The organism is Streptomyces sp. Tek67B01, from assembly GCF_055231995.1.
This window is the reverse complement of record NZ_JBUYUY010000001.1, coordinates 3,529,270-3,550,457: the sequence shown is the minus strand read 5'-3', so window position 1 is coordinate 3,550,457 and position 21,188 is coordinate 3,529,270. Positions and strand designations below refer to the sequence as shown.

At 71.6% G+C, this 21,188-nt stretch carries 22 protein-coding genes and 1 tRNA gene; 10 read left to right on the top strand and 13 right to left on the bottom strand.

Annotation, left to right across the window (positions count from 1 at the left end):
* The first annotated feature begins 73 nt into the window (after window positions 1-73).
* The 5 genes from ACV7NM_RS15960 to ACV7NM_RS15940 all read left to right on the top strand — a co-directional run bounded on the left by ACV7NM_RS15960 (window position 74) and on the right by ACV7NM_RS15940 (window position 6,798).
* Window positions 74-841: a response regulator transcription factor gene (locus tag ACV7NM_RS15960; RefSeq protein WP_136210515.1), complete on the top strand. Its 768-nt coding sequence runs from the start codon at window positions 74-76 to the stop codon at window positions 839-841.
* A 212-nt stretch (window positions 842-1,053) separates the two neighbouring features.
* A complete protein-coding gene (locus ACV7NM_RS15955) occupies window positions 1,054-2,574 on the top strand; it encodes a sensor histidine kinase (RefSeq protein ID WP_463410891.1) in 1,521 nt (506 codons plus the stop codon).
* 25 nt (window positions 2,575-2,599) lie between these two features.
* Entirely contained in the window at window positions 2,600-3,874 is a 1,275-nt protein-coding gene (locus tag ACV7NM_RS15950; protein WP_463410890.1) for a bifunctional glycosyltransferase family 2/GtrA family protein, read from the top strand.
* Entirely contained in the window at window positions 3,871-5,997 is a 2,127-nt protein-coding gene (locus ACV7NM_RS15945) for an ArnT family glycosyltransferase (protein ID WP_463410889.1), read from the top strand. Before ACV7NM_RS15950 ends, ACV7NM_RS15945 begins: the two co-directional genes overlap by 4 nt.
* Before the next feature lie 558 nt (window positions 5,998-6,555).
* Window positions 6,556-6,798 carry a hypothetical protein gene (locus ACV7NM_RS15940; protein ID WP_463410888.1) on the top strand — a complete coding sequence of 81 codons (243 nt, stop codon included), beginning with the start codon at window positions 6,556-6,558 and terminating at the stop codon, window positions 6,796-6,798.
* Window positions 6,799-6,883: 85 nt separating this feature from the next.
* Here ACV7NM_RS15940 and ACV7NM_RS15935 read toward each other — a convergent pair whose 3' ends face one another.
* From ACV7NM_RS15935 to ACV7NM_RS15890, 10 genes are all read right to left on the bottom strand, one after another.
* The gene (locus ACV7NM_RS15935; protein ID WP_463410887.1) at window positions 6,884-7,699 is read right to left on the bottom strand and encodes a hypothetical protein; all 816 of its coding nucleotides are present in this window, start codon (window positions 7,697-7,699) and stop codon (window positions 6,884-6,886) included.
* Between the two features lie 60 nt (window positions 7,700-7,759).
* Window positions 7,760-8,599, bottom strand: coding sequence for an RNA polymerase sigma factor SigF (locus tag ACV7NM_RS15930; protein WP_190185484.1), 840 nt, complete (start codon window positions 8,597-8,599; stop codon window positions 7,760-7,762).
* Window positions 8,600-8,823: 224 nt separating this feature from the next.
* Window positions 8,824-9,624, bottom strand: coding sequence for an RNA polymerase sigma factor SigF (locus ACV7NM_RS15925; protein WP_463410886.1), 801 nt, complete (start codon window positions 9,622-9,624; stop codon window positions 8,824-8,826).
* A gap of 372 nt (window positions 9,625-9,996) precedes the next feature.
* Window positions 9,997-10,158 (bottom strand): hypothetical protein, encoded by a 162-nt coding sequence (locus ACV7NM_RS15920; protein WP_168713923.1) that lies wholly within the window; start codon window positions 10,156-10,158, stop codon window positions 9,997-9,999.
* A gap of 459 nt (window positions 10,159-10,617) precedes the next feature.
* Entirely contained in the window at window positions 10,618-10,905 is a 288-nt protein-coding gene (locus ACV7NM_RS15915; RefSeq protein WP_136210529.1) for a hypothetical protein, read from the bottom strand.
* A gap of 165 nt (window positions 10,906-11,070) precedes the next feature.
* Window positions 11,071-11,157 (bottom strand) — tRNA-Ser (locus ACV7NM_RS15910).
* A 136-nt stretch (window positions 11,158-11,293) separates the two neighbouring features.
* Window positions 11,294-11,722, bottom strand: coding sequence for a tRNA adenosine(34) deaminase TadA (gene tadA / locus ACV7NM_RS15905; RefSeq protein WP_463413956.1), 429 nt, complete (start codon window positions 11,720-11,722; stop codon window positions 11,294-11,296).
* A 65-nt stretch (window positions 11,723-11,787) separates the two neighbouring features.
* Entirely contained in the window at window positions 11,788-12,336 is a 549-nt protein-coding gene (locus ACV7NM_RS15900; protein WP_463410885.1) for a tRNA adenosine deaminase-associated protein, read from the bottom strand.
* Window positions 12,337-12,782: 446 nt separating this feature from the next.
* Complete coding sequence (locus tag ACV7NM_RS15895) at window positions 12,783-12,968, bottom strand: hypothetical protein (RefSeq protein WP_463410884.1); 186 nt, start codon at window positions 12,966-12,968, stop codon at window positions 12,783-12,785.
* Between the two features lie 86 nt (window positions 12,969-13,054).
* Window positions 13,055-14,035, bottom strand: a complete 981-nt coding sequence (locus ACV7NM_RS15890; protein WP_463410883.1) for a universal stress protein — start codon at window positions 14,033-14,035, stop codon at window positions 13,055-13,057.
* A 199-nt stretch (window positions 14,036-14,234) separates the two neighbouring features.
* Here ACV7NM_RS15890 and upp point away from each other — a divergent pair, with 199 nt between their 5' ends.
* Window positions 14,235-14,870: a uracil phosphoribosyltransferase gene (gene upp / locus ACV7NM_RS15885; protein ID WP_463410882.1), complete on the top strand. Its 636-nt coding sequence runs from the start codon at window positions 14,235-14,237 to the stop codon at window positions 14,868-14,870.
* A 31-nt stretch (window positions 14,871-14,901) separates the two neighbouring features.
* On the opposite strand, the gene ACV7NM_RS15880 is transcribed toward upp, so the two are convergent.
* Both ACV7NM_RS15880 and ACV7NM_RS15875 read right to left on the bottom strand, forming a co-directional pair.
* Window positions 14,902-15,546 carry a LytR C-terminal domain-containing protein gene (locus tag ACV7NM_RS15880; protein ID WP_463410881.1) on the bottom strand — a complete coding sequence of 215 codons (645 nt, stop codon included), beginning with the start codon at window positions 15,544-15,546 and terminating at the stop codon, window positions 14,902-14,904.
* Window positions 15,547-15,827: 281 nt separating this feature from the next.
* On the bottom strand, window positions 15,828-16,124 hold the full coding sequence (locus ACV7NM_RS15875; RefSeq protein ID WP_008740979.1) for a type II toxin-antitoxin system VapB family antitoxin: 297 nt from the start codon (window positions 16,122-16,124) through the stop codon (window positions 15,828-15,830).
* A gap of 105 nt (window positions 16,125-16,229) precedes the next feature.
* Here ACV7NM_RS15875 and ACV7NM_RS15870 point away from each other — a divergent pair, with 105 nt between their 5' ends.
* Window positions 16,230-17,810 carry a helicase HerA-like domain-containing protein gene (locus tag ACV7NM_RS15870; protein ID WP_463410880.1) on the top strand — a complete coding sequence of 527 codons (1,581 nt, stop codon included), beginning with the start codon at window positions 16,230-16,232 and terminating at the stop codon, window positions 17,808-17,810.
* Window positions 17,811-17,897: 87 nt separating this feature from the next.
* Window positions 17,898-18,830, top strand: a complete 933-nt coding sequence (gene opcA / locus ACV7NM_RS15865; RefSeq protein ID WP_463410879.1) for a glucose-6-phosphate dehydrogenase assembly protein OpcA — start codon at window positions 17,898-17,900, stop codon at window positions 18,828-18,830.
* Window positions 18,831-18,958: 128 nt separating this feature from the next.
* On the opposite strand, the gene ACV7NM_RS15860 is transcribed toward opcA, so the two are convergent.
* Window positions 18,959-19,573 carry an HhH-GPD-type base excision DNA repair protein gene (locus ACV7NM_RS15860; RefSeq protein WP_463410878.1) on the bottom strand — a complete coding sequence of 205 codons (615 nt, stop codon included), beginning with the start codon at window positions 19,571-19,573 and terminating at the stop codon, window positions 18,959-18,961.
* Window positions 19,574-19,684: 111 nt separating this feature from the next.
* Here ACV7NM_RS15860 and ACV7NM_RS15855 point away from each other — a divergent pair, with 111 nt between their 5' ends.
* Both ACV7NM_RS15855 and ACV7NM_RS15850 read left to right on the top strand, forming a co-directional pair.
* The gene (locus ACV7NM_RS15855) at window positions 19,685-20,497 is read left to right on the top strand and encodes a VOC family protein (RefSeq protein ID WP_463410877.1); all 813 of its coding nucleotides are present in this window, start codon (window positions 19,685-19,687) and stop codon (window positions 20,495-20,497) included.
* A gap of 203 nt (window positions 20,498-20,700) precedes the next feature.
* Window positions 20,701-21,120, top strand: coding sequence for a TOBE domain-containing protein (locus tag ACV7NM_RS15850; RefSeq protein WP_463410876.1), 420 nt, complete (start codon window positions 20,701-20,703; stop codon window positions 21,118-21,120).
* The last annotated feature ends 68 nt before the right edge of the window (window positions 21,121-21,188 follow it).

Here is a 21,188-nt window from a genome sequence, read left to right as displayed (position 1 = left end):
CCGGTCCCCGGTTCTCAGGAAATTCACAGGCAGGGGCAAGAACGCTCTCAGAGGTGCCGTCCAGCGTGTACGCATGACCGCGACGACCACCTCCCAAGCGTCCACGTCCACCGGCAAGCACACTGCCCTCGTCCGGCCCGACGGCGGCCCGTGCCGGGTGCTCGTCGTCGACGACGAGGCCGCGCTCTCCGAACTCCTGTCCATGGCCCTGCGCTACGAGGGGTGCGAGGTCCGCAGCGCCGGTGACGGGGCCGCCGCGGTGCGGACCGCGCGGGAATTCCGCCCGGACGTGGTGCTCCTCGACATCATGCTCCCGGACATGGACGGCCTCGCCGTGCTCGGCCGGCTGCGCCGGGAGCTCCCGCACGTGCCGGTGCTGTTCCTGACCGCCAAGGACTCCGTGGAGGACCGCATCGCCGGGCTGACGGCGGGCGGCGACGACTACGTCACCAAGCCGTTCAGCCTGGAGGAGGTCGTGGCCAGGCTGCGCGGCCTGGTCCGCCGCTCGGGCGCGGCGCAAGCGGCCCGCGGCGGCTCGGTCCTGGCCGTCGGTGACCTCCGGCTGGACGAGGACAGCCACGAGGTGACCCGTGGCGGCCAGGAGGTCCACCTGACCGCCACGGAGTTCGAGCTGCTGCGCTACCTGATGCGCAACCCGCGCCGGGTCCTGAGCAAGGCGCAGATCCTGGACCGGGTGTGGTCCTACGACTTCGGCGGCCAGGCCAATGTGGTCGAGCTGTACATCTCCTACCTGCGGCGCAAGCTGGAGAGCGGTCCGGGATGGCCGCCGATGATCCACACCCGGCGGGGCGCCGGCTACCTGATCAAGCCGGCCGAGTAGTGGCCGTACGTCTTCCCGGGCGCGGGCGCGGGGGGCGCGTCGGGCGGCGTCACCTCGCCTTCGGGCCCGACCGTCCCGCCGCGAGTGACGACGATGACGCCCCGGCCCGTCCCACCGCGAACCACCGGTCCGTCGAGGCTCCCTCCGCGCGGGTCAGGCGGAGTCGGACACGGCGGCCTTGGTCGCTGCGGTCCCGGCTCGTCCTGGCGGCGGTGGCGCTGATCGCGGTCGTCGGCGCGGCCATCGGCACCGTCACCACCTTCGCCCTGCGCCAGTACCTGGTCGAGCAACTCGACAACCAGCTGCGCACCTCCATCACGATGGCCACTCGGGGTCCCGGCGCCGGCAAAGCGGCCCGGGAGGGCAACCTCGGCTTCGTGCTCGCCGGGACCCCGCCGGACGCGGCCGGCATCAGGCTCGACGAGAACGGCAAGGTCATCGGCAGCGCCCGCAACGCCGCAGTCGGCGGCCCCGAGCTCGACCACCGCCAGCCCCTCACCGAAGCCCAGACCGCGGCTTTGAAGAAGGCCGCCCGCAAGGCGGCTCAAGGCCGGTCCGGCCCGCATGACCTGGACCTGCCCGAGCTCGGGAGCTATCGGGTACTCACCGCTCCCGACGGAAGCCTCGTCCTCGGCTTTCGGCTCGGTGAAGTCGACTCCACCGTGCGGACGCTGATCGCGGTGGAGGTCTTCGCGACCCTGGCCGGCCTGATCGCGGCCTCCCTCGCCGGTCAGGCGCTGGTCGGTGTGGCGCTGCGCCCGTTGCGGCGAGTGGCCGTCACCGCCACCCGGGTCTCCGAACTCCCCCTGCACAGCGGTGAGCCGGCCCTCCACGAGCGGGTGCCCGACGCCGAAGCCGACCCCCGTACCGAGATCGGTCAGGTCGGAGCGGCGCTGAACCGGATGCTGGGGCATGTCTCCTCCGCCCTCACCGCGCGGCAGCAGAGCGAAACCCGAGTACGTCAATTCGTGGCCGACGCCAGCCACGAGCTGCGTACCCCTTTGGCCTCGATCCGGGGCTACGCCGAGCTGACCCGCCGGGGCCACGAGGAGCCCGGACCGGACACCCGCCACGCCCTGGGCCGCATCGAGTCCGAAGCCACCCGGATGACCGGCCTGGTCGAAGACCTGCTGTTGCTGGCCCGGCTGGACGCCGGGCGGCCGCTCGTCACCGGTGACACCCCCACCGACCTCGCCCCCCTCGTCGTCGACGCCGTCAGCGACGCCCGGGCCGCCGGTCCCGAACACCACTGGCGGCTGGAGCTCCCGGACGAACCCGCGACCATCCGGGCCGACCCGGCCCGTCTCCAACAGGTCCTGGTGAACCTCCTCGCCAACGCACGCACCCACACCCCACCGGGCACCACCGTCACCGCACATGTTTCACGTGAAACAAGCCCCAAGGGGTCCGGTGTTTCACGTGAAACACCGCTCGTCCGCCTCCGGGTCGAGGACAACGGGCCGGGCATACCGGCCGAGTTGCTCCCGCACGTCTTCGAGCGGTTCGCCCGCGGCGACGCGTCCCGGTCCCGGGCGGCGGGCTCCACCGGTCTCGGACTCGCCATCGTCCAGGCCGTCGTCACCGCCCACGGCGGGCGGGTCGAGGTCCACAGCCGACCCGGCCGGACCTGCTTCGAGGTCGTCCTGCCCCTCGCGCACGCCAGGACGGGCACCGACTCACCGACGGTGCGCACCGACTCACAGACGGAGCACAGGCTCACCACACAGCGGTGACAGTTCGCCCGACAAGGGTCGGAGCATGTCAACCGACACCTCTTCCGGCCCCGAAGCCCTCCCGGCCCGCGGGCACCTGGCACCCGTGCCCGGTGAGCCCGTACTCGACGTGGTGATCCCGGTGTTCAACGAGGAGAAGGACCTCGGCCCGTGCGTGCGCCGACTCCACGATCACCTCACCAGGACGTTCCCCTACCCCTTCCGGATCACCATCGCCGACAACGCCAGCACGGACCGGACCCCCGACGTCGCGACCGCCCTCGCCGCCGCCGTGGAGGGGGTACGCAGTACCCGGCTGGAAGAGAAGGGGCGCGGACGCGCCCTGCGCACCGTCTGGTCGCGCTCGGAGGCTCCCGTCCTCGCCTACATGGACGTGGACCTGTCCACCGACCTCAACGCGCTGCTGCCCTTGGTCGCCCCGCTGATCTCCGGTCACTCGGACCTCGCCATCGGCACCCGGCTCGCGCGCTCCTCCCGCGTGGTCCGCGGAGCGAAGCGCGAGTTCGTCTCCCGGGCCTACAACCTCTTGCTGCGTTCCTCCCTCGCCGCCCGCTTCAGCGACGCCCAGTGCGGGTTCAAGGCCATCCGGCGCGAAGTCGCCGAACGGCTGCTGCCACTGGTGCAGGACTCCGGATGGTTCTTCGACACGGAGCTGCTGGTGCTGGCCGAGCGAGCCGGGCTACGCATCCACGAGGTCCCGGTGGACTGGGTGGACGACCCCGACTCCACGGTCCACATCGCACGCACCGCCGCCGAGGACCTCAAGGGCGTCTGGCGGGTCGGCCGGGGGCTCGCAGTCGGCGCTCTGCCGCTCGACCGGCTCGCCCGGCCCTTCGGTGACGACCCTCGGGACCGGACGGCACTGCCCGGAGTACCGCGGGGGCTGGCCCGCCAGCTCCTCGGCTTTTGCGCGGTCGGGCTGCTCAGCACCCTGCTCTACCTGGCGCTGTACTCGGTCTGCCGGACGGCGGCCGGTCCCCAAGTGGCCAACGCGGCCGCCCTGCTGCTCTCGGCCGTCGCCAACACCTCCGCCAACCGCCGGCTCACCTTCGGGGTGAGGGGACGCGCCCGCGCGGTACGCCACCAGGCACAGGGGCTGTTGGTCTTCGCCATCGGTCTCGCCCTGACCAGCGGTTCGCTCGCCGCACTCGACGCGGCGGCCAACGACCCCGCCCACAGCACCGAACTCGCCGTACTGATCACCGCCAACCTCGCCGCCACCGTGCTGCGCTTCCTGCTCTTCCGCGCCTGGGTCTTCCCCGAGCGGCGCGGCAACCCCACGAAGGACGACATCCGATGACGACGGCAGCAGTGCCCCTGTTCCCACCCGCTCCGCCGGTCGCCACCACCGCCGCGGCGACCGGTCGGCCCCGTTGGGAGCGCCCCGCGTACGCCGTGCTCCTGCTCCTCACCGCGGTCCTGCTGCTGTGGGACCTGGGTGCCTCGGGCTACGCGAATTCCTTCTACTCGGCCGCGGTCCAAGCGGGTGCCGAGAGCTGGAAGGCCTTCTTCTTCGGCTCCTCCGACGCCGGAAACTCCATCACCGTCGACAAGCCCCCGGCCGCCCTGTGGCCGATGGCCCTGTCGGTGCGGCTCTTCGGGTTGGGCGGATGGCAGATCCTCGTCCCGCAGGCCCTGATGGGCGTCGGTACCACCGCGGTGCTCTACGCCGCCGTACGGCGCCAGTTCGGCCCCGTGGCGGCCCTGCTGAGCGGCACGGTCTTCGCACTGACGCCCGTGGCGGCCTTGATGTTCCGCTTCAACAACCCCGACGCGCTGCTCGCCCTGCTGATGACCGTCACCGTGTACTGCGTCCTGCGGGCGCTCGACGGCGCACGCACTGGCTGGCTGGTGGCGGCCGGTGCCGCGGTCGGCTTCGCCTTCTTGACGAAGACGCTCCAGGCCCTGGTGATCCTGCCTCCGCTGGCCGTCCTGTACGCGGTGTGCGCTCCGACGCGGTTGCGCGCGCGGTTGGGCCAGTTGCTGCTCGCCGGAGTCACGATGGTGGTGGCGGGCGGCTGGTGGGTGGCCGTGGTGGAGCTCTGGCCCGCCGCGTCCCGCCCCTACATCGGAGGTTCGCAGAACAACTCCTTCCTGGAACTGACCTTCGGTTACAACGGGCTGGGTCGGATCAACGGCAACGAGACCGGCAGCGTCGGCGGCGGGCGCCCCGGCGGGGGCGCGGGCGGGGGCTGGGGCGAGACCGGCATCGACCGGCTCTTCTCGACCAACATCGGCGGTCAGATCTCCTGGCTGCTCCCGGCGGCCCTCGTCATGCTGGTCGCCGGGCTGGTGATCACCTGGCGGGCCCGCCGGGCCACGGATTCGCTGGAGAGCATGGCCCGCGCGGCCTTCCTGGCGTGGGGCGGCTCGCTGCTGATCACCGGTCTGATCTTCAGCTACATGCAGGGGATCTTCCACGAGTACTACACCGTGGCCCTCGCGCCGTTCGTGGCCGCGCTCGTCGGCATGGGCGTGGCCGTCTTGTGGGAGGAGCGGGGTAGCCGGGCCGCCTCGCTGACCCTTGCCGGAACCCTCGCGCTCACCGCGTACTGGGCCTTCGTGCTGCTCGGCCGCGCCGGCGGATATCTGCCGTGGCTGCGCTGGACGGTTCTCGTCGCGGGGCTCGGCGCGGCCGTCGCACTGCCGTTCGCCGCACCGCTGGGTCGCAGGGCGCTGTTGGCGGTGGCGGGCGTCGGGCTCGGCGCTGCGCTGGCGGGACCCTTCGCCTACTGCCTGACCACGGTGAACACCCCGCACACGGGTTCCATCGTGACGGCGGGCCCGGCGGTGGCGGGCGGCAGAGGGCCGGGCGGCCGCGGCACGCGCGCGTTCTACTTCCCCGGCGGCGCCGTGCCACCAGGCACCCGGGGTGGCGGGTCACAGATGCCCCCCGGTGCTCCGGGCGGCAAGGCCCCCGGGGGAACCGGTCCGACCGGTCCGACCGGTCCGCGGGGCACCGCCGGCGGCGGCCCCGGCGGCCTGCTCAACGGCACCAAGGCGAGCGCCGAGGCCATTGCCGCACTGCGGGCCGACGCCGCGCGCTACACGTGGGCGGCGGCGGCCGTCGGCTCGCAGAACGCAGCGAGCCATCAACTTGCCTCCGGTGCGCCGGTAATGGCGATCGGCGGCTTCAACGGCAGCGATCCCTCGCCGACCCTGGAGCAGTTCAAGGCCTATGTGAAGGCGGGCCGTATCCACTGGTTCATCGGGCAGAGCGAGTACCAGGACCAGGGCAGGCCGCGGGCTCAGGGCCGGGGCGGAGCCGGCGGAGAGACGACCGGCTCCCGACGCGCCGTCTTCGGTCCGGGCGGTGGCACGAGCGGCGCCATCGAAAGTTGGGTGAAGACCACCTTCAAGGCCACCACGGTCGGAGGAGCCACCTTCTACGACCTGACCGCGCCCACCACCGGCGGGTCCTGATCCGATCCGAACCCGCGAAACGCAGGGGGCCGCAGACGAAACCCTCGTCTGCGGCGCCCTGCCGTTTCGCGGGCGGCCCTGCCCGGCGACTACGAGGCCGGCCGTCAGCAACGCACCGCCGGCGGGCAGCCACGGCTGCCGGCGACCGGCCGTGGTGATCACCCGACCGGAAACGGTGGAAGGGACGAAGAGATCGCCGATCACGGGAACCGGGAGGATTCCGGACATCGTGGGGGACTCGCCGGGGGCGAGCCGGAAGTACTGGCTGAAAAAGACCGTGCCCGATGGTCTTGTCGCGGAACTGCGCAGCTGGGTGATGGGTCGCTCGCCCGGGCCTCGACGCGCAGGAAGGGCAGGCCGAGCACCACGGCGCCGCCGGTCATCGCCGAGGTGACCCAGGCCGGGGGACGAGGGCGGTCAGCTTGCTCCACAAGGGGGGCGCGCGGAGGCCATCGACAGGAGGGCGGCGGTGACGTCCCAGGTGTAGGAGGACTGTGGAAACGGATTCGTGGGGCCGGGCGGTAAAGGGGATGGGAAAACCCGCTAGGGTGCGGAGCCATGGCTGCGAACCACAACTCATCAGGCCCCAACTCGGCAGGTCCCGAGGGCAACTACGACCCCGCGGGCAGCACCCAGATGTTCCGGGCTTTCGTCGAGGAGGCCGAGCCGGTGCGGGCGACCGTGCCGGGAGCCCGCAGGCGCCGGCCGGAGAAGGCGGCCCCGAAGACCGGCCTGTGGATCGGCCTGGGCCTCGTCGGACTCGTCGTGATCGCGGCGGTCGCCTGGCTGGCGCTGGGATAGTCCTTCCCCTCGCGGCGTCGCGGCGTGGGGTTTCGCGGCGGGGAGTCTCGAGGCGTCGTGGCGTGCGGTCCGTGGTGTCGCGTACTCAGCTCCAGGTGGCGGTGACGTTCCGGGTTTCCACCCGCATTCCGAGGGGTACCCGACAGGACTCGACGCAGACCGTGTAGGTCTGCGTCTTCGACGTGCCGCCCGCGATGGGCGCGGGCAGCGGTTGGGTCGTACTGATCGTGGCCCAGTCGACTCCGAGCGCGCCGATGATGTGCGTGGCGAAGCCGACCGTGCCCGAGCGGACGGCTGTGCCGCCGGTGTTGGTGAAGGTGACCGTGACGCGCTCGCACCAGCGGTCGGGGGCCGCCGACCGGAGCGGGACGCCGACTGTCAGCCGGGCCGGGCCGGCGGGCGCCGGGGGCGGAGTGCCGGGTCTGCCCGGCGCGGGCGGCGTGGGCGAGGACGTCGATCCCGACCCCGGTCCCGTCCCTGACCCCGGTCCGGTCCCTGAACCCGGTCCCGTCCCGGACCCGGCTCCCGGTCCCGGGTTCGCGGGGGTGCCGGGGGCGGTGGTGGTGGGGTCGGCGCCCGGGGAGGCGCCGGAGGGCGTGGAGCCGCCGGGTGAGGTGGACGTGGGTCCGCCCCGGGCGGAGTCGGCCGGGGTCCGCGAGTCCCCCGCACCGGGCGACGTACCACTGGTGGCCGACGCGGCGGCGCCGCCCGCCGCCGGGGCGCCGAGCCGCTGGAACTCCACCTCGCCGCGTGGCGGTACGTTCCCACCCGGGCCGGGCGCGGCCGCCCCAACGGCGACGTAGCCGCCGCGGGCCGGGCCGCCGCAGCCGCCCAGGGCAGCCGCGACGGCGACCGCGCCGCAGAGGGTGAGTGCTGCCGCCCGGCGGGTTCCCGTTCGCATCGCGCCAGTGTTACTGACGATCCGTCACATGGGAAGCGAGCGGCAGCGGTCGTTCGACGGTCACTCGCCGATGAGGCCGACCCGCAGTTGTGCGAGCGTGCGCGTGAGCAGCCGGGAGACGTGCATCTGGGAGATGCCGACCTCCTCGCCGATCTGCGACTGCGTCATGTTGGCGAAGAACCGCAGCATGATGATCTGCCGCTCCCGCGGCGGGAGCTTGGCCAGCAGCGGCTTGAGCGACTCCCGGTACTCGACCCCTTCGAGCGCGCTGTCCTCGTACCCGAGACGATCGGCGAGGGAGCCCTCGCCGCCCTCGTCCTCGGGGGAGGGCGAATCGAGCGAGGAGGCGGTGTACGCGTTGCCGACGGCCAGGCCGTCGACCACGTCCTCCTCGGAGACGCCGAGCACGGCGGCCAGCTCGGGCACGGTGGGGGACCGGTCGAGCTTCTGCGCGAGTTCGTCGCTGGCCTTGGTGAGGGCCAGACGCAGCTCCTGGAGGCGGCGCGGGACGCGCACGGACCAGGAAGTGTCCCTAAAGAATCGTTTGATCTCGCCCACGACCGTCGGCATGGCGAAGGTCGGGAACTCGACACCGCGTTCGCAATCGAAGCGGTCGATCGCCTTGATGAGGCCGATGGTGCCCACCTGGACGATGTCTTCCATCGGCTCGTTGCGGCTGCGGAAGCGGGCCGCCGCGTACCGCACCAAGGGGAGGTTCAGCTCGATCAGGGTGTCTCGTACGTACGCGCGTTCGGGGCTGTCCACGTCCAGGGCGGCAAGTCGCTGGAAGAGGGAGCGGGAGAGCGTGCGGGTGTCGATGGCTTCCGAGCGGTTGGACACTGCCGGCAGTTCACGCTTGACGAGCGTGAGCACCTTGGAGCTGCCCTGGTCTACGGACATGCCACCCCCTTGAGGTCGCGGACGGTCGCGCTTCTCTGCGCGCCCGTCGGAGGAACGCAGCCTCCACCTGAATACCGGAGGCGGGGCTGCGGCAAACGCGGTTCCAGCAGAATGTCACATGTCGGCAACGCGCTGTAGCGCCATGTCGACATGTATCTCCAGCGACAGACCGGAATGAGCCCGGTCTGTCGGGAAACGCGTCAGGTGATCTCCACCCGTTCCGGTTACGCCTCGATCCTGTTTGCGGATCGCAGGCGCGCGAAGCTCCGGGCGAGCAGTCGCGACACGTGCATCTGGGAAACCCCCAGCTCGGCGCTGATCTGCGACTGCGTCAGGTTGTTGTAGTACCGCAGCAGCAGGATGCGCTGCTCGCGCTCGGGCAACTGTACGAGGAGGTGGCGGACCAGGTCGCGGTGCTCGACGCCGGCCAGTTCGGGGTCCTCGTAGCCGAGGCGATCCAACAGGCCGGGCATTCCGTCGCCTTCCTGGGCGGCTTCGAGCGAGGTTGCGTGATAGCTCCGGCCGGCTTCGATGCAGGACAGCACCTCGTCCTCGGTGATGCGCAGGCGCTCGGCGATCTCGGAGGTGGTGGGAGTGCGTCCGTGCAGCGTGGTGAGGTCCTCGGTGGCCGCGTTGACCTGGACCCACAGCTCGTGGAGGCGGCGCGGGACGTGCACGGTGCGCACGTTGTCGCGGAAGTATCGTTTGATCTCACCCACCACGGTGGGCATCGCGAAGGTCGGGAACTGCACACCTCGGTCGGGGTCGAAGCGGTCGATCGCGTTGATGAGCCCGATCGTTCCGACCTGGACGACGTCCTCCATCGGTTCGTTGCGGCTGCGGAAGCGGGCGGCCGCGTACCGGACGAGGGGAAGGTTGGCCTCGATGAGGGCCCCGCGGACCCGGGCGTGGTCGCGGCTCCCCGGCTGGAGGTTCTTGAGCTGACCGAACAGCACCTGCGTCAGGGCTCGGGTGTCGGCACCCCTGCTCTGCGGCCTGGGGGCGGCCGGGGGCTCCTCCGGCACGTCCGGCGCGGACTCCTGCTGCGGGGGGACCTGGGGGTCGTGCTGCGGCTGCTCGGTCGGCTCCGGAGGTTCCTGTGTGCTCTGGGGACTCTGAGGGTTCTGGGGGCTCTGGGGGTCCTGCTGGGGTGGCACCTGAGGCGCAGTACTGGCCGGCACGGTCACGCCACCCCTTCAGTCAACTATCCGTCAAAAGCGGTCATAGCATCACAAGAGATGCGTACTTTGTGCAAGCACCTGATATCGCCGTGTTGAGGGTAGAGTGGATGGATTGGACATACCGGGATATTCGTCGTGAACACGGATAACACAAAAAGCCCCCCACCCGTCGGAGTGGGGGGCCGGTAAGCCCGGAATCCGCTTCGGCGTACGGGTTCAGCGCACCAGTTCGGTCATGAACTCGCCGATCCCGTGGGCGGCATCCGAGATGCCTTGGAAGCCTATTTGGACCATATCGGCGGCTTTGACGGGTTGAGTGATGATCACGAAGAGTGCGAAGACGACGAGCGCGCCCATGACGATCTTCTTGGTGTCCACGAGCGGTGTCGGCCTCCCCAACCGGTCCTGCTGAGTCGGGTGAGTCTAACCGGTCATGTTTGGACACTCACCTGCCCTTTAAGGACCAATGACCTGTCGTTACAGGCCTTTTGTCGGTCCCGGGGTGACGGGAGAGGACGCAGGATGGGACACGAGCCCACCGGTTCTGGCAGGAAGCCGGCGGGTGAGGGAAAAGGGCCTCGCTGCGGGGTCCGAGCCGCGGGCTTCCCCTGACCGCGGATCGGACCGGCAGGTTCCGTCTCATCGGGGGGAGCGGCTTGTCCCCCGACGCCGCTTCCCCCGTCCACGTGTGAAGGTCCCGGCTACGGCCGGGGCCTTCTTCGCGTCACGGGTTCGGGTGGCGAGGCGGTGTCGAGGGGGGCGTCGAGGGACGTCGGGCCGGTCGAGCGGGGTGCGTGCCGATCGGCGGGGTGCACGCCGGGCGGTGCGCCGGTCGGCTCAGCCGATGGCGCCGGCCAGGTCCGTGAGGGGCTGGACGGGGGCGATCACCGGCGCGAGGTCGTTCGGGAGGTCCATCAACCTGTTGAGCTGGTTGAGGTCGTTGAGCTTCGCGCCGATCTCCTGGACGGAGCCGGGCGTGGCACCCTTCGGCATCCCCGGGGCGGCCTGCGGCAGGTCCGGCAGGGTGAGCGGGGCGATGGGCGCGGCGGAGGCGGCGGGTGCGGCGAGGCCCGCGGCGGCCCCCGCGAGGGCGAAGGCGGCGAGCATGCGCTGGGTCTTGGTCATGTCGTGACAACGGCCGAGCGGGCGCCCGGTCACGCGGGTGCCCCGGAGAGCGGCCGTACGAGCTCCGAGAGGGCGGCCGTATGAGCGCTTCCCGCTCGGGCGCCGCGCCGCCGGGCGGGAACGACGAGAGCCCCGACCCTTGCGGGGCGGGGCTCTCGATCAGAGCGGTAGCGGTGGGATTTGAACCCACGGATAGCTTGCACCATCACACGCTTTCGAGGCGTGCTCCTTCGGCCGCTCGGACACGCTACCGAGAGAGAGCTTAGCCCAAAGAGCGCCGTGCTCTGAAATCCGTATCCGGGACCGGGCCGCGAGCCGCCCCCGGACGGTCGGACGTCGAGTCGGAGGTCGGGTCGGAGGTCAACCAGTGGTCGCGTCGGTGGTGGCGTCAGAGGTCGCGGAAGAAGTCCGTCAGTTGTCGGGCGCACTCGTCCGCGAGGACGCCGCGGATCACCTCCGGCCGGTGGTTGAGCCTGCGGTCCCGTACGAGGTCCCACAGCGACCCCGCCGCGCCCGCCTTCTCGTCGTCGGCGCCGTAGACGACCCGGGCCACCCGGGACTGCACCAAGGCGCCCGCGCACATCACGCACGGCTCCAAGGTCACCACCAGGGTGCACCCGGTCAGCCGCCACTCCCCTAGCCCGGCGGCAGCCCGGCGCAGCGCGAGCACCTCGGCGTGTGCCGTGGGGTCACCGGTCGCTTCGCGCTCGTTGTGCCCGGTGGCCAGGACCTCCCGGTCCGGGCCGAGCAGGACGGCGCCGACCGGCACGTCGCCGGCCGGCACCGCCAGGGCGGCCTCCTGGAGGGCCAGGCGCATGGAGTCCCGCCAGGGGTCCCGTACGGGGTCGGGACCGGGGTGGTGCGTGTGGTGCTCGTGGATCACTAGCGGACGGCCTCCAGGACCTCGGTCGCACCGAGCGACTCGGCGATCTCCGAGAGGGCCTCTCCGTCGAGGGTCATCAGTTGCTTGTGGCTCACACCGAGGTCGTCGAGCAGTCGAGGGTCGCCGAGCGGACCGGCCGGTACCGGCTCGGCGCCGCCACGGACCCCTTCGTCTGCGTCGTCGGCCTCGGTGGTGAAGGCGACGATGGCGTCCCCCTCACCGTCCTCGGTGCCGTCCAGGTCGAGTTCGTCGAGTTCGTCGTCCTCCTCCTCGCTGCCCAGCAGCTCTTTGGTCAGCATCGAGCCGTAGGAGCTGCGGTCGGCCGCGGAGGCGTTCGATACGAAGTACCGAGGGTCCTCCTCGCCGTCCACGCGGATGACGCCGAACCAGGCGTCCTCCTGCTCGATGAGGGCGACCACCGTGTCGTCGTCGACAGCGGCGGACCGGGCGAGATCGATCAGATCACTCAAGGACTCGACGGCGTCGAGTTCCATGTCGCTCGCTTCCCACCCGTCTTCGGTGCGCGCGAGCAGTGCGGCGAAGTACACCGTGACTCTCCCACTGGTCGTAGGCGTGCCGGTTGGAGGTCCCCCCGGCCTGAGGTTGGGGTCCGCGCCGGCCGTGTGCGAGCCGTTCGTACCCTGCCCCATCGGCATCGTGGCAGAAACAGCGGCTTTGCGAGAGGTCTTCCGCGCTTGCGTCGTCCCGTGCCGTGCGCTCCACGGGTTGTGCGGGGGCGGCGTTGGGCGGCAGGGACCCGCCTGAGGGGCGGGCGTGTCCCCCGGGGGTCGGGGGGCGGCGGCCCGGGGTGCGGGCCGCGGCGTGCCGGTCCCAGGGTTGTCCGCGCCGCGCCGGGGCGGCCGGGGCCGGGGCCGGGGCCGGGCTGGGTGGCTGGGTGATGCGGTCGTTTCGTGCGGGGGTGTGTCGGCACCACCCCGGGGCCCGCGCCTCGAACGCAGGCGTGGGCCGGGCGGTACGCCGGCGTCTTCCCGGTCTACCAGCGGAAGGTGCGCATCCGCATCTGTTGGCGCATACGGGCCGCGCGGGCGCGTCTGGGCTGCACGCGGTCGCGCAGTTCACGCGCCTCGCTCAGGTCGCGGAGGAACTGCGCGCGGCGCGCCCGCCGCTGCGCCATGCTTTCCGGCTCCCCCGGATCGCCCGGCTCTTTCTCTGGCCCCATCGCCCACCGCCCCGGCTGCTCTGCTCCGGTTGTGCTACCCACCTTCCCCGGGACTTCCGAGTTGATGCCACCCAAGTCGTCCCAGCTCAGGAAGGTTCGTCGTGGGTCGCGGGGACGACCACCACCGGGCCGTGCGCGTGTTGGAGCACGGCGTTCGCGACGGAGCCCATCATCACGGGCCCCAAGCGCCGCCTCGGGTGGTGGCGGCCCACCACCACCAGTGGCGCCGAGCGCGAGGCCTCGACCAGTGGCCCGGCCGCCTCACCCGGCACGGCCGCCTGCTCCACCCGCACCTCGGGATACCGCTCGCGGAACGGCGCGAGGCGTTCCAGCTGGGCCCGCAGCGTGTCCCGCTCGGCCGGAGCGGTGTCGCCGTCGTCCCCGGCCAACTCCTCGGGCGTGATCACCGCGAAGGCGGGGACCGGAGGTGCGGCGGCCGCCGGCGACGGCGGTACCGGGTAGGCCGAGACCACCTGGACGGCCGTCCCCCGCGCGGCGGCCTCCGCGAACGCGAAGGCGACCACGTCGTCGTGCGTCTCGGCGGTGTGCAGCCCGAGGATCACCGCCACGCCGGCGTCGCCGCCCACGCCGGTGTCGGGGCTCACGCCCGCGTCGGCGCCGGGGCGCCCCGCCGGCGGCACCACCACCACCGGGCACGGCGCGGAGCCGGCCACGGCGCGACTGTTCGACCCGAGCAGCAGCGCGGCGAAGCCCCCGCGGCCCCTGGAGCCCATCACGAGCGTCAGCGGCCGCATCTCGGCCCCGATCACCCGCAGCGCCTCCGGAACCGACCCCTCCAGGGCCTCGTACCGAACCTCGACCGGCTGTTCGGGCGCCGCTGCCAGAAGGGCCCGTACGTGGTCACCCACCGGATCGGCGTACTCCTGAGGCTGGGAGGCGTCGTGCAGGGACGAGCGCCGGCCCGCGTACAACTGGGCGCTGTCGGAGAGCACATGCGCCACGAGCAGCCCGGCGCGGTGTCGCAGAGCCGCCAGGCGCGCCCACTCCAGGGCCTCCAGGCTGTGCTCGGAGCCGTCGACCGCGGCGATCACCAGTCCGTTGCTCATCAGTCCAGGGTGCTGGGCCCGGGTACGGCCCGCAATCCCGATGCCGGGGGGCGCCCGAGGTCGACCTTCGGCCACCGAGGACACGGAAGACGTCGCCCAACGCGTAGCCTTTCGGGTGTGGGCCGCACATCGCGGCCGTTTTCGCAGGTCGCAGGTCGAAACCCGGCAGCTGGCGGCAGTTGAGGTCTTGGAGGAAGTTGTGCGTTTGCAGGTCGTCGATCACCCCTTGGTGGCGCACAAACTGACCACCCTGCGCGACAAGCGCACCGACTCCCCCACCTTCCGTCGCCTCGCCGACGAGCTGGTGACCCTCCTGGCCTACGAGGCCACCCGGGACGTGCGCACCGAGCAGGCCGACATCCAGACCCCGGTCGCCGCGACCACCGGTGTGAAGCTCTCGTACCCGCGCCCGCTGGTCGTCCCGATCCTGCGCGCCGGTCTCGGCATGCTGGACGGCATGGTGCGGCTGCTGCCGACCGCCGAAGTGGGCTTCCTCGGCATGGTCCGCAACGAGGAGACCCTGGAAGCCTCCACGTACGCGACGCGCATGCCGGAGGACCTCTCCGGCCGCCAGGTGTACGTCGTCGACCCGATGCTGGCCACCGGCGGCACCCTGGTCGCCGCGATCCAGGAGCTCATCAAGCGCGGCGCCGACGACGTGACCGCCGTGGTGCTGCTGGCCGCGCCGGAGGGCGTCGAGGTCATGGAGCGCGAGCTGGCGGGCACGCCGGTGACCGTGGTGACGGCCGCGGTGGACGAGCGGCTCAACGAGCACGGTTACATCGTGCCGGGCCTGGGCGACGCGGGCGACCGCATGTACGGCTCGGCCGAATAACGGCTCGGCCGAGCCGCGCCTCAGGCGCGGATCAGCACTTCTTGGCGGCGGGCGCGGGCTCGGGGTTGGCCAGTACGGCCAGCGCCTTGTCCGCGTCCTCCTTCGTGCTCAGCTCCTTGAAGCCGTCGCCGAGGATCAGGTCGATGTCCGCGCCCTCGCGGGCGTCGGTGTGCTGAGTCATGCCGGCCAGTTGGGTGCCGAGCACGGAGTACGCGGCCTTGTCGGTCTTCGGTGAACCGAGCAGTATCCCGGTGCCGGGGATCTTCTTGTCGAAGTCGGCGGGGGCGTTGCCGACCTGGCCGACCAGGAAGCCGCGCTTCTTCAGCTCGTCCCCGACGGCCTTGGCGAGACCGGCGCGCGGGGTCGCGTTGTAGACGTTGACCGTGATCTGGCCGGGCTGGGGCAGTACCACCGCGGGTTTGGACGGGGCCGCCGCCGGGCCGGCCTTGGGGGCGCCGGTCGGGCAGTCCTTGGACGCGGCCGTCTTGTGCTTGGTGTCGCCCCGGAAGACGTCCATGAGCTGCAGTGCCCCGTAGCCGAGCAGGGCCAGCGCGAGGGCGGAGCCGAGCAGGGCGAGGATGATCCGGCGGCGTCGCCGCGGGCGGCTCATGCGGGGGAAGGCAGCTCCGGTGACGCGGTACTTTCCGCCCATGCCGGGGGGAGTGAGCATGCTCATGGGCGCAGCGTAGTGCCGTACCGGAACGATGCCTACTAAATGATCTATTGATCGGCAAAGGCCGACCCGAAAGGCGCAATCGGCCGGTCAGCGCGGGTGTCATCACCGGACATGACGGCAATGGTCGCCGGTCAGCACGGCAGGGCGCGCCGTGCAGGGCGCTTGCAGTCGGCCGGTCGCGGCGGCCCACCGTCGGCCGGTCGCGGCGGCGCGGCCCCCCGCGCAGGGAGCCCCGGGCCTCGCACGTCGTGCCCGGTCAGTCCATTTCAGTCCAGTTCAGTTCAGTCCATTTCGAGGACGCGGGCGTGCAGCACCTGCCGCTGCTGGAGGGCGGCGCGCACGGCGCGGTGCAGCCCGTCCTCCAGGTACAGGTCGCCCTGCCACTTCACGACGTGCGCGAAGAGGTCCCCGTAGAAGGTGGAGTCCTCGGCGAGCAGTGTTTCGAGGTCCAGCTGTCCCTTGGTCGTCACGAGCTGGTCGAGCCGGACCGGGCGCGGGGCGACATCCGCCCACTGCCGGGTGGTTTCCCTGCCGTGGTCGGGGTACGGCCGCCCGCTTCCGATGCGCTTGAAGATCACACGGAAAGCCTACCGGGCCGGTGCCTGCGGGCGCAGCATCGTGACGGCGGTGCAAAAGTGGCACACGAGGCCAATCCGGGAGCAAGGCCAATCCGCGAGGGACGTATGAGCGAGAGCACCGACCCCCTGTCCCCGGCCGACGAGATCGCCGCCGGGTACGCCTTCACCGGCCCCGCGCTCGATCTGGGAGCCCTGCTCTGGGAGGGCCGGTGCCTGCCGGACCGGCAGGTGCGCGTTCCACTGGCCGTGCTCAACCGGCACGGACTGGTAGCCGGCGCCACCGGCACCGGCAAGACCAAGACCCTCCAGCTCATCGCCGAGCAGCTCTCCGCGGCGGGCGTCCCCGTCTTCCTCGCGGACATCAAGGGCGACGTCTCGGGGATTTCGGCGCCGGGCGTCGCGAACGACAAGATCCGCGAGCGGGCCGGGGAAGTGGCCCAGGAATGGTCGGCCGGCGGCTGTCCCGCCGAGTTCTACTCCCTGGGCGGTATCGGGCCGGGTATTCCGCTCCGGGCCACCGTTACCGGTTTTGGACCGGTCCTGCTCTCGAAGGTGCTCCAGCTCAACCAGACGCAGGAGCAGTCGCTCGGTCTGATCTTCCATTACGCCGATTCCAAGGGCCTGGAGCTGATCGACCTCAAAGACTTGCGCGCGGTCGTCGCCTTCCTCGTATCCGAAGAGGGAAAGGCCGAACTCAAAGGCATCGGCGGGCTTTCCACGGTGACGGCCGGGGTGATTCTTCGGGCCCTGACCGCCTTCGAGCAGCAGGGAGCGGTGGATTTCTTCGGAGAGCCCGAATTCGACAGCGCCGAATTCCTCCGGACGGCTCCCGACGGGCGCGGGGTGGTGTCCGTACTGGAACTTGCGGCGGTTCAGGAAAAGCCGCGGCTGTTCTCCACTTTCCTGATGTGGCTGCTGGCCGACCTCTATGCCGACCTGCCGGAAGTGGGGGACCTGGAGCGGCCGAAACTCGTCTTCTTCTTCGACGAGGCGCACTTGCTGTTCCACGACGCCTCGAAGGCGTTCCTGGAATCCATCACGCAGACGGTCCGGCTCATCCGGTCCAAGGGCATCGGCGTGTTCTTCGTGACGCAAACGCCGAAGGACGTGCCGGCGGACGTACTGGCGCAGCTCGGCAACCGGGTGCAGCACGCGCTGCGCGCCTTCACCCCCGACGACGCGAAGGCGCTCAAGGCGACCGTGAAGACGTTCCCCCACTCGGCCTACGACCTGGAGGAGCTGCTGACCGGCCTCGGTACGGGCGAGGCGGTGATCACCGTGCTGAGCGAGAAGGGCGCCCCCACGCCCGTCGCGGCGACCCGGCTGCGCGCCCCGCAGTCGCTGATGGGACCGGTCGACGCGGCCGCGCTCGACCGGGCGGTGACCTCCTCGCCCCTCTACTCCCGCTACGCCCATCCGGTCGACCGGGAGTCGGCCTACGAGAAGATCAGCGCCGAGCAGGCGGCCGCCGAGGCGGCGGCGGAACGGGCCGCCGCCGCGGCGGAGGCCGAGAAGGAGGGCCGGCAGGCCGCGAAGCCGGCCCCCGGGGCGGCCCGGCCGGAGCCGTCCCTGGCGCAGCAGGTGGTGGGGAGCGGGCTGTTCCGCTCGCTGGCCCGGTCCGTCGGCACCCAGTTGGGCCGGGAGATCTCACGCTCGATCTTCGGAACGGCCCGCCGCCGACGCTGAACCCAACGCCACCTCCGCCCGGGCGGTCCAGGCGGAATCCAGTGAACCGGTTGCGACTTCCACGGCTTTCGCTGACAGACTCGGATCATGCGGACAGACCTCACCGACACCACGTCCGGCAAGATCGACCGGGCCCTCCTCGAAGCGCGCCGAGCTGTCGGCAGCCCCGCCATGGGGCTGGTGCTCACGCTCGTCGTGGTCACCGACGAGGAGAACGCCTACGACGCGGTACGCGCGGCCTCCGAGGCCTCGCGCGAACACCCAAGCCGCATCATCGCGGTGATCAAAAGGACCACTCGCGGTCCGCGCAAGCTGCACCAGACCCGTTTGGACGCCGAGCTGCGCGTCGGTTCCGACGCCGGGTCCGGGGAGATCGTGCTGCTGCGGCTGCACGGCGAACTGACCGAGCACGCGGGTTCGGTCGTGCTGCCCCTGCTGGCTCCGGACGCGCCGGTGGTGGCGTGGTGGCCTGCGGACGCCCCCGCCGCGCCGGCCCGCGATCCGCTGGGCGCACTGGCGCAGCGCCGGATCACCGACGCGCAGGCGACCGCCGACCCGGTGGGCGTACTGCGCGATCGGGCGGCCTCGTACACCCCAGGCGACACCGATCTCGCCTGGACCCGGCTCACGCCGTGGCGCTCGCTGCTGGCCGGCGCCCTGGAGCAGGCGCCGCTGCCGGTGACGGGCGCGGCGGTGGAGAGCGAGGCCGACAACGCGAGCGCCGAGCTGCTGGCGCGCTGGCTGGAGGTCCGGCTCGGGGTGACGGTGGAGCGGGTGGTCACGGACGGGCCGGTGGTGACGCGGGTCCGGCTGGAGACGACCGGGGGCGAGATCCGGGTGGACCGGCCCGACGGGGTGTTGGCCACCCTGTCACTGCCGGGGTGGCCGGACCGGAAGGTGGCCCTGAAGATCCGTAGCCTCGCCGAGCTGATCGCGGAGGAACTGCGGCGGCTCGACGCCGACGTGGTCTACGCCTCGGCGCTGCGCGGGGGTCCGGCCAAGGCCTCGCTCTCCGCGTAGCGGTCGTCGTGGCCCGGCCGGCTTCCGACGCCGGCCGGGCCACGCCCTGCCCGGACCGTCCCCTGCGCGGGCCGTCACGGGCCGCGCCCTGCCCGGACCGTCCCCTTCGCAGTCCGCGCCGCGCCGGTCTACTCCTTCGCGGGATGCGCCTCCGCGGCCTTCGCGGCCTTGGCGGCGGCCTTGTGCTCCTGCTTGTACGCCCGCACCTCGGCCAGCGACTCCGGTCCCGTGATGTCCGCCGCCGAGCGGTGGACACCCGCTTCCCCGTAGCCCCCGGCCGCCTCGCGCCAGCCCTTCGGCCGCACCCCGAACCGCTTGCCGAGCAAGGCGAGGAAGATCTGCGCCTTCTGTTCCCCGAAGCCGGGCAGGTCCTTGAGCCGTCCCAGCAGCTCCGCACCGGTTCCCGCGTCCCGCCAGATCCCCTCCGCGTCCCCGTCGTAGTGCTCCACGAGGTACGCGCACAGCTGCTGCACCCGCTTCGCCATGGAGCCCGGGTAGCGGTGCACGGCCGGCTTCTCGGAGAGCAGCGCCGCGAAGGCCTCCGGGTCGTAGGCGGCGATCGCGTGGGCGTCGAGGTCGTCCGCTTCCATCCGGCGGGCGATCGTGTACGGCCCCGAGAAGGCCCACTCCATCGGCACCTGTTGGTCCAGCAGCATCCCGACGAGCGCGGCGAGCGGGCTCCGGCCGAGCAGGGCGTCGGCCTCCGGCTGCTGGGCCAACCGGATGGTGATGTCCTTGTCCATGGACCCAGCCTCCCTCCTGGCCGTCCTCCGCGCGCGGGCGGCGCACCGGCCCCCTAGCGTGTGAACCGAGACGGGTCACGACGACGTACACGACACGGGAGTCGATCGATCATGACTGAGTACCCGGAAGGCGCTCCTTGTTGGGTGGACGCGATGTTCGCCGACGTGGAGGGGGCCAAGGGCTTCTACGGTGATGTCTTGGGCTGGACGTTCGGCGACGCGTCGAGCGAGTACGGCAACTACACGCAGGCCTACTCCGACGGCAAGGCGGTCGCGGCCGTCGTGCCGCCGATGCCGGGCGTCGACGCCCCCTCCCAATGGTGTCTGTACTTCGCCTCGCCGGACGCGGCCGCGACGGCGGAGAAGATCAGGTCGGCGGGGGGCGAGGTGGCGATGGGGCCGATGCAGGTCGCCGGCTTCGGCACGATGGTGATCGCCAAGGAGCCGAGCGGCGCGGTCTTCGGCATCTGGCAGCCCGGCGACCACAAGGGCTTCGAGAAGATCGGCGAGCCCGGTTCGTTCGCCTGGGCGGAGGTTTTCACCCGGGACGTGGCGAAGGTGGACGGGTTCCTGCCCAAGGTCTTCCCGTACCAGGCCCGGCAGATGGACTTGGGCGACGACCCCGAGGCGGCGGGCATGGACTACAAGATGTTCAGCCTGGGCGGCCCGGAGAACCCGGTGTTGGGCCGGATGAACATGGGTGACGAGTTCCCGCCGGAGATCCCGCCCTACATCCAGGTGTTCTTCGGCGTACCGAACTGCGACGAGGCGGTGGAGAAGGCGAAGGCGCGGGGCGGTCGGCTCCACTTCGGGCCGATGGACAGCCCCTTCGGGCGTTTCGCGGCCCTGACCGACCAGCAGGGCGCGGCGTTCGCGGTGATCGACATGTCGACACCGGTCGGTGAGACCCCGAAGTTCGCGTAGCGACGATCGGACCAACTGCCAATCCCCAACTGCCAATCCCCAACTGCCGATCTCCGGACGCCCGAACGCAAGGGCGAGCCGCACGAGTGGCTTCGCCTGGCGGATGCGACGGGTCCGCCGCCGGCCGGCGCGGAGCCGGTTAGCGTCGATCTTGTACGGCTCCTCCGGCCGTACGACGCGTCCACCCGAGAGGTCGAACCACCATGAGCCTGAGCATCCGCAACCAGATCGCCGGTACCGTCAGCGACGTCACCACCGCCGAGGCCATGACCACGGTCAAGGTGCGGCTGGAAGGCGGCCAGGTGATCACCGCGGCCATCACCACCGACGCCGTGAAGGACCTCGGCATCGCCCCCGGAACGGCTGTGAAGGCGTTGGTGAAGGCCACCGAGGTGGCCCTCGCCACGGACGCCGTCGACGGCATCAGCATTCGCAACCAGATCCGGGGCACCGTCTCCGGCCTCGCCAGCGGCGGGGCCATGGCATCCGTCAAGATCGACGTGGACGGGGGCGGCCTGACCGCCGCCATCACCAACGACGCCGTCGAGGCGCTCGGCCTCGCCGAGGGTTCCTCCGTCGTCGCGCTGATCAAGTCCACCGAGATCAGCCTGGCGACCGCCTGAGCCGACCCCCGGCCCGGCCCCGCCCCTGGGGAGGTACCGGCGTCCCGGTCCCTCCCCGGCGAGGCGCT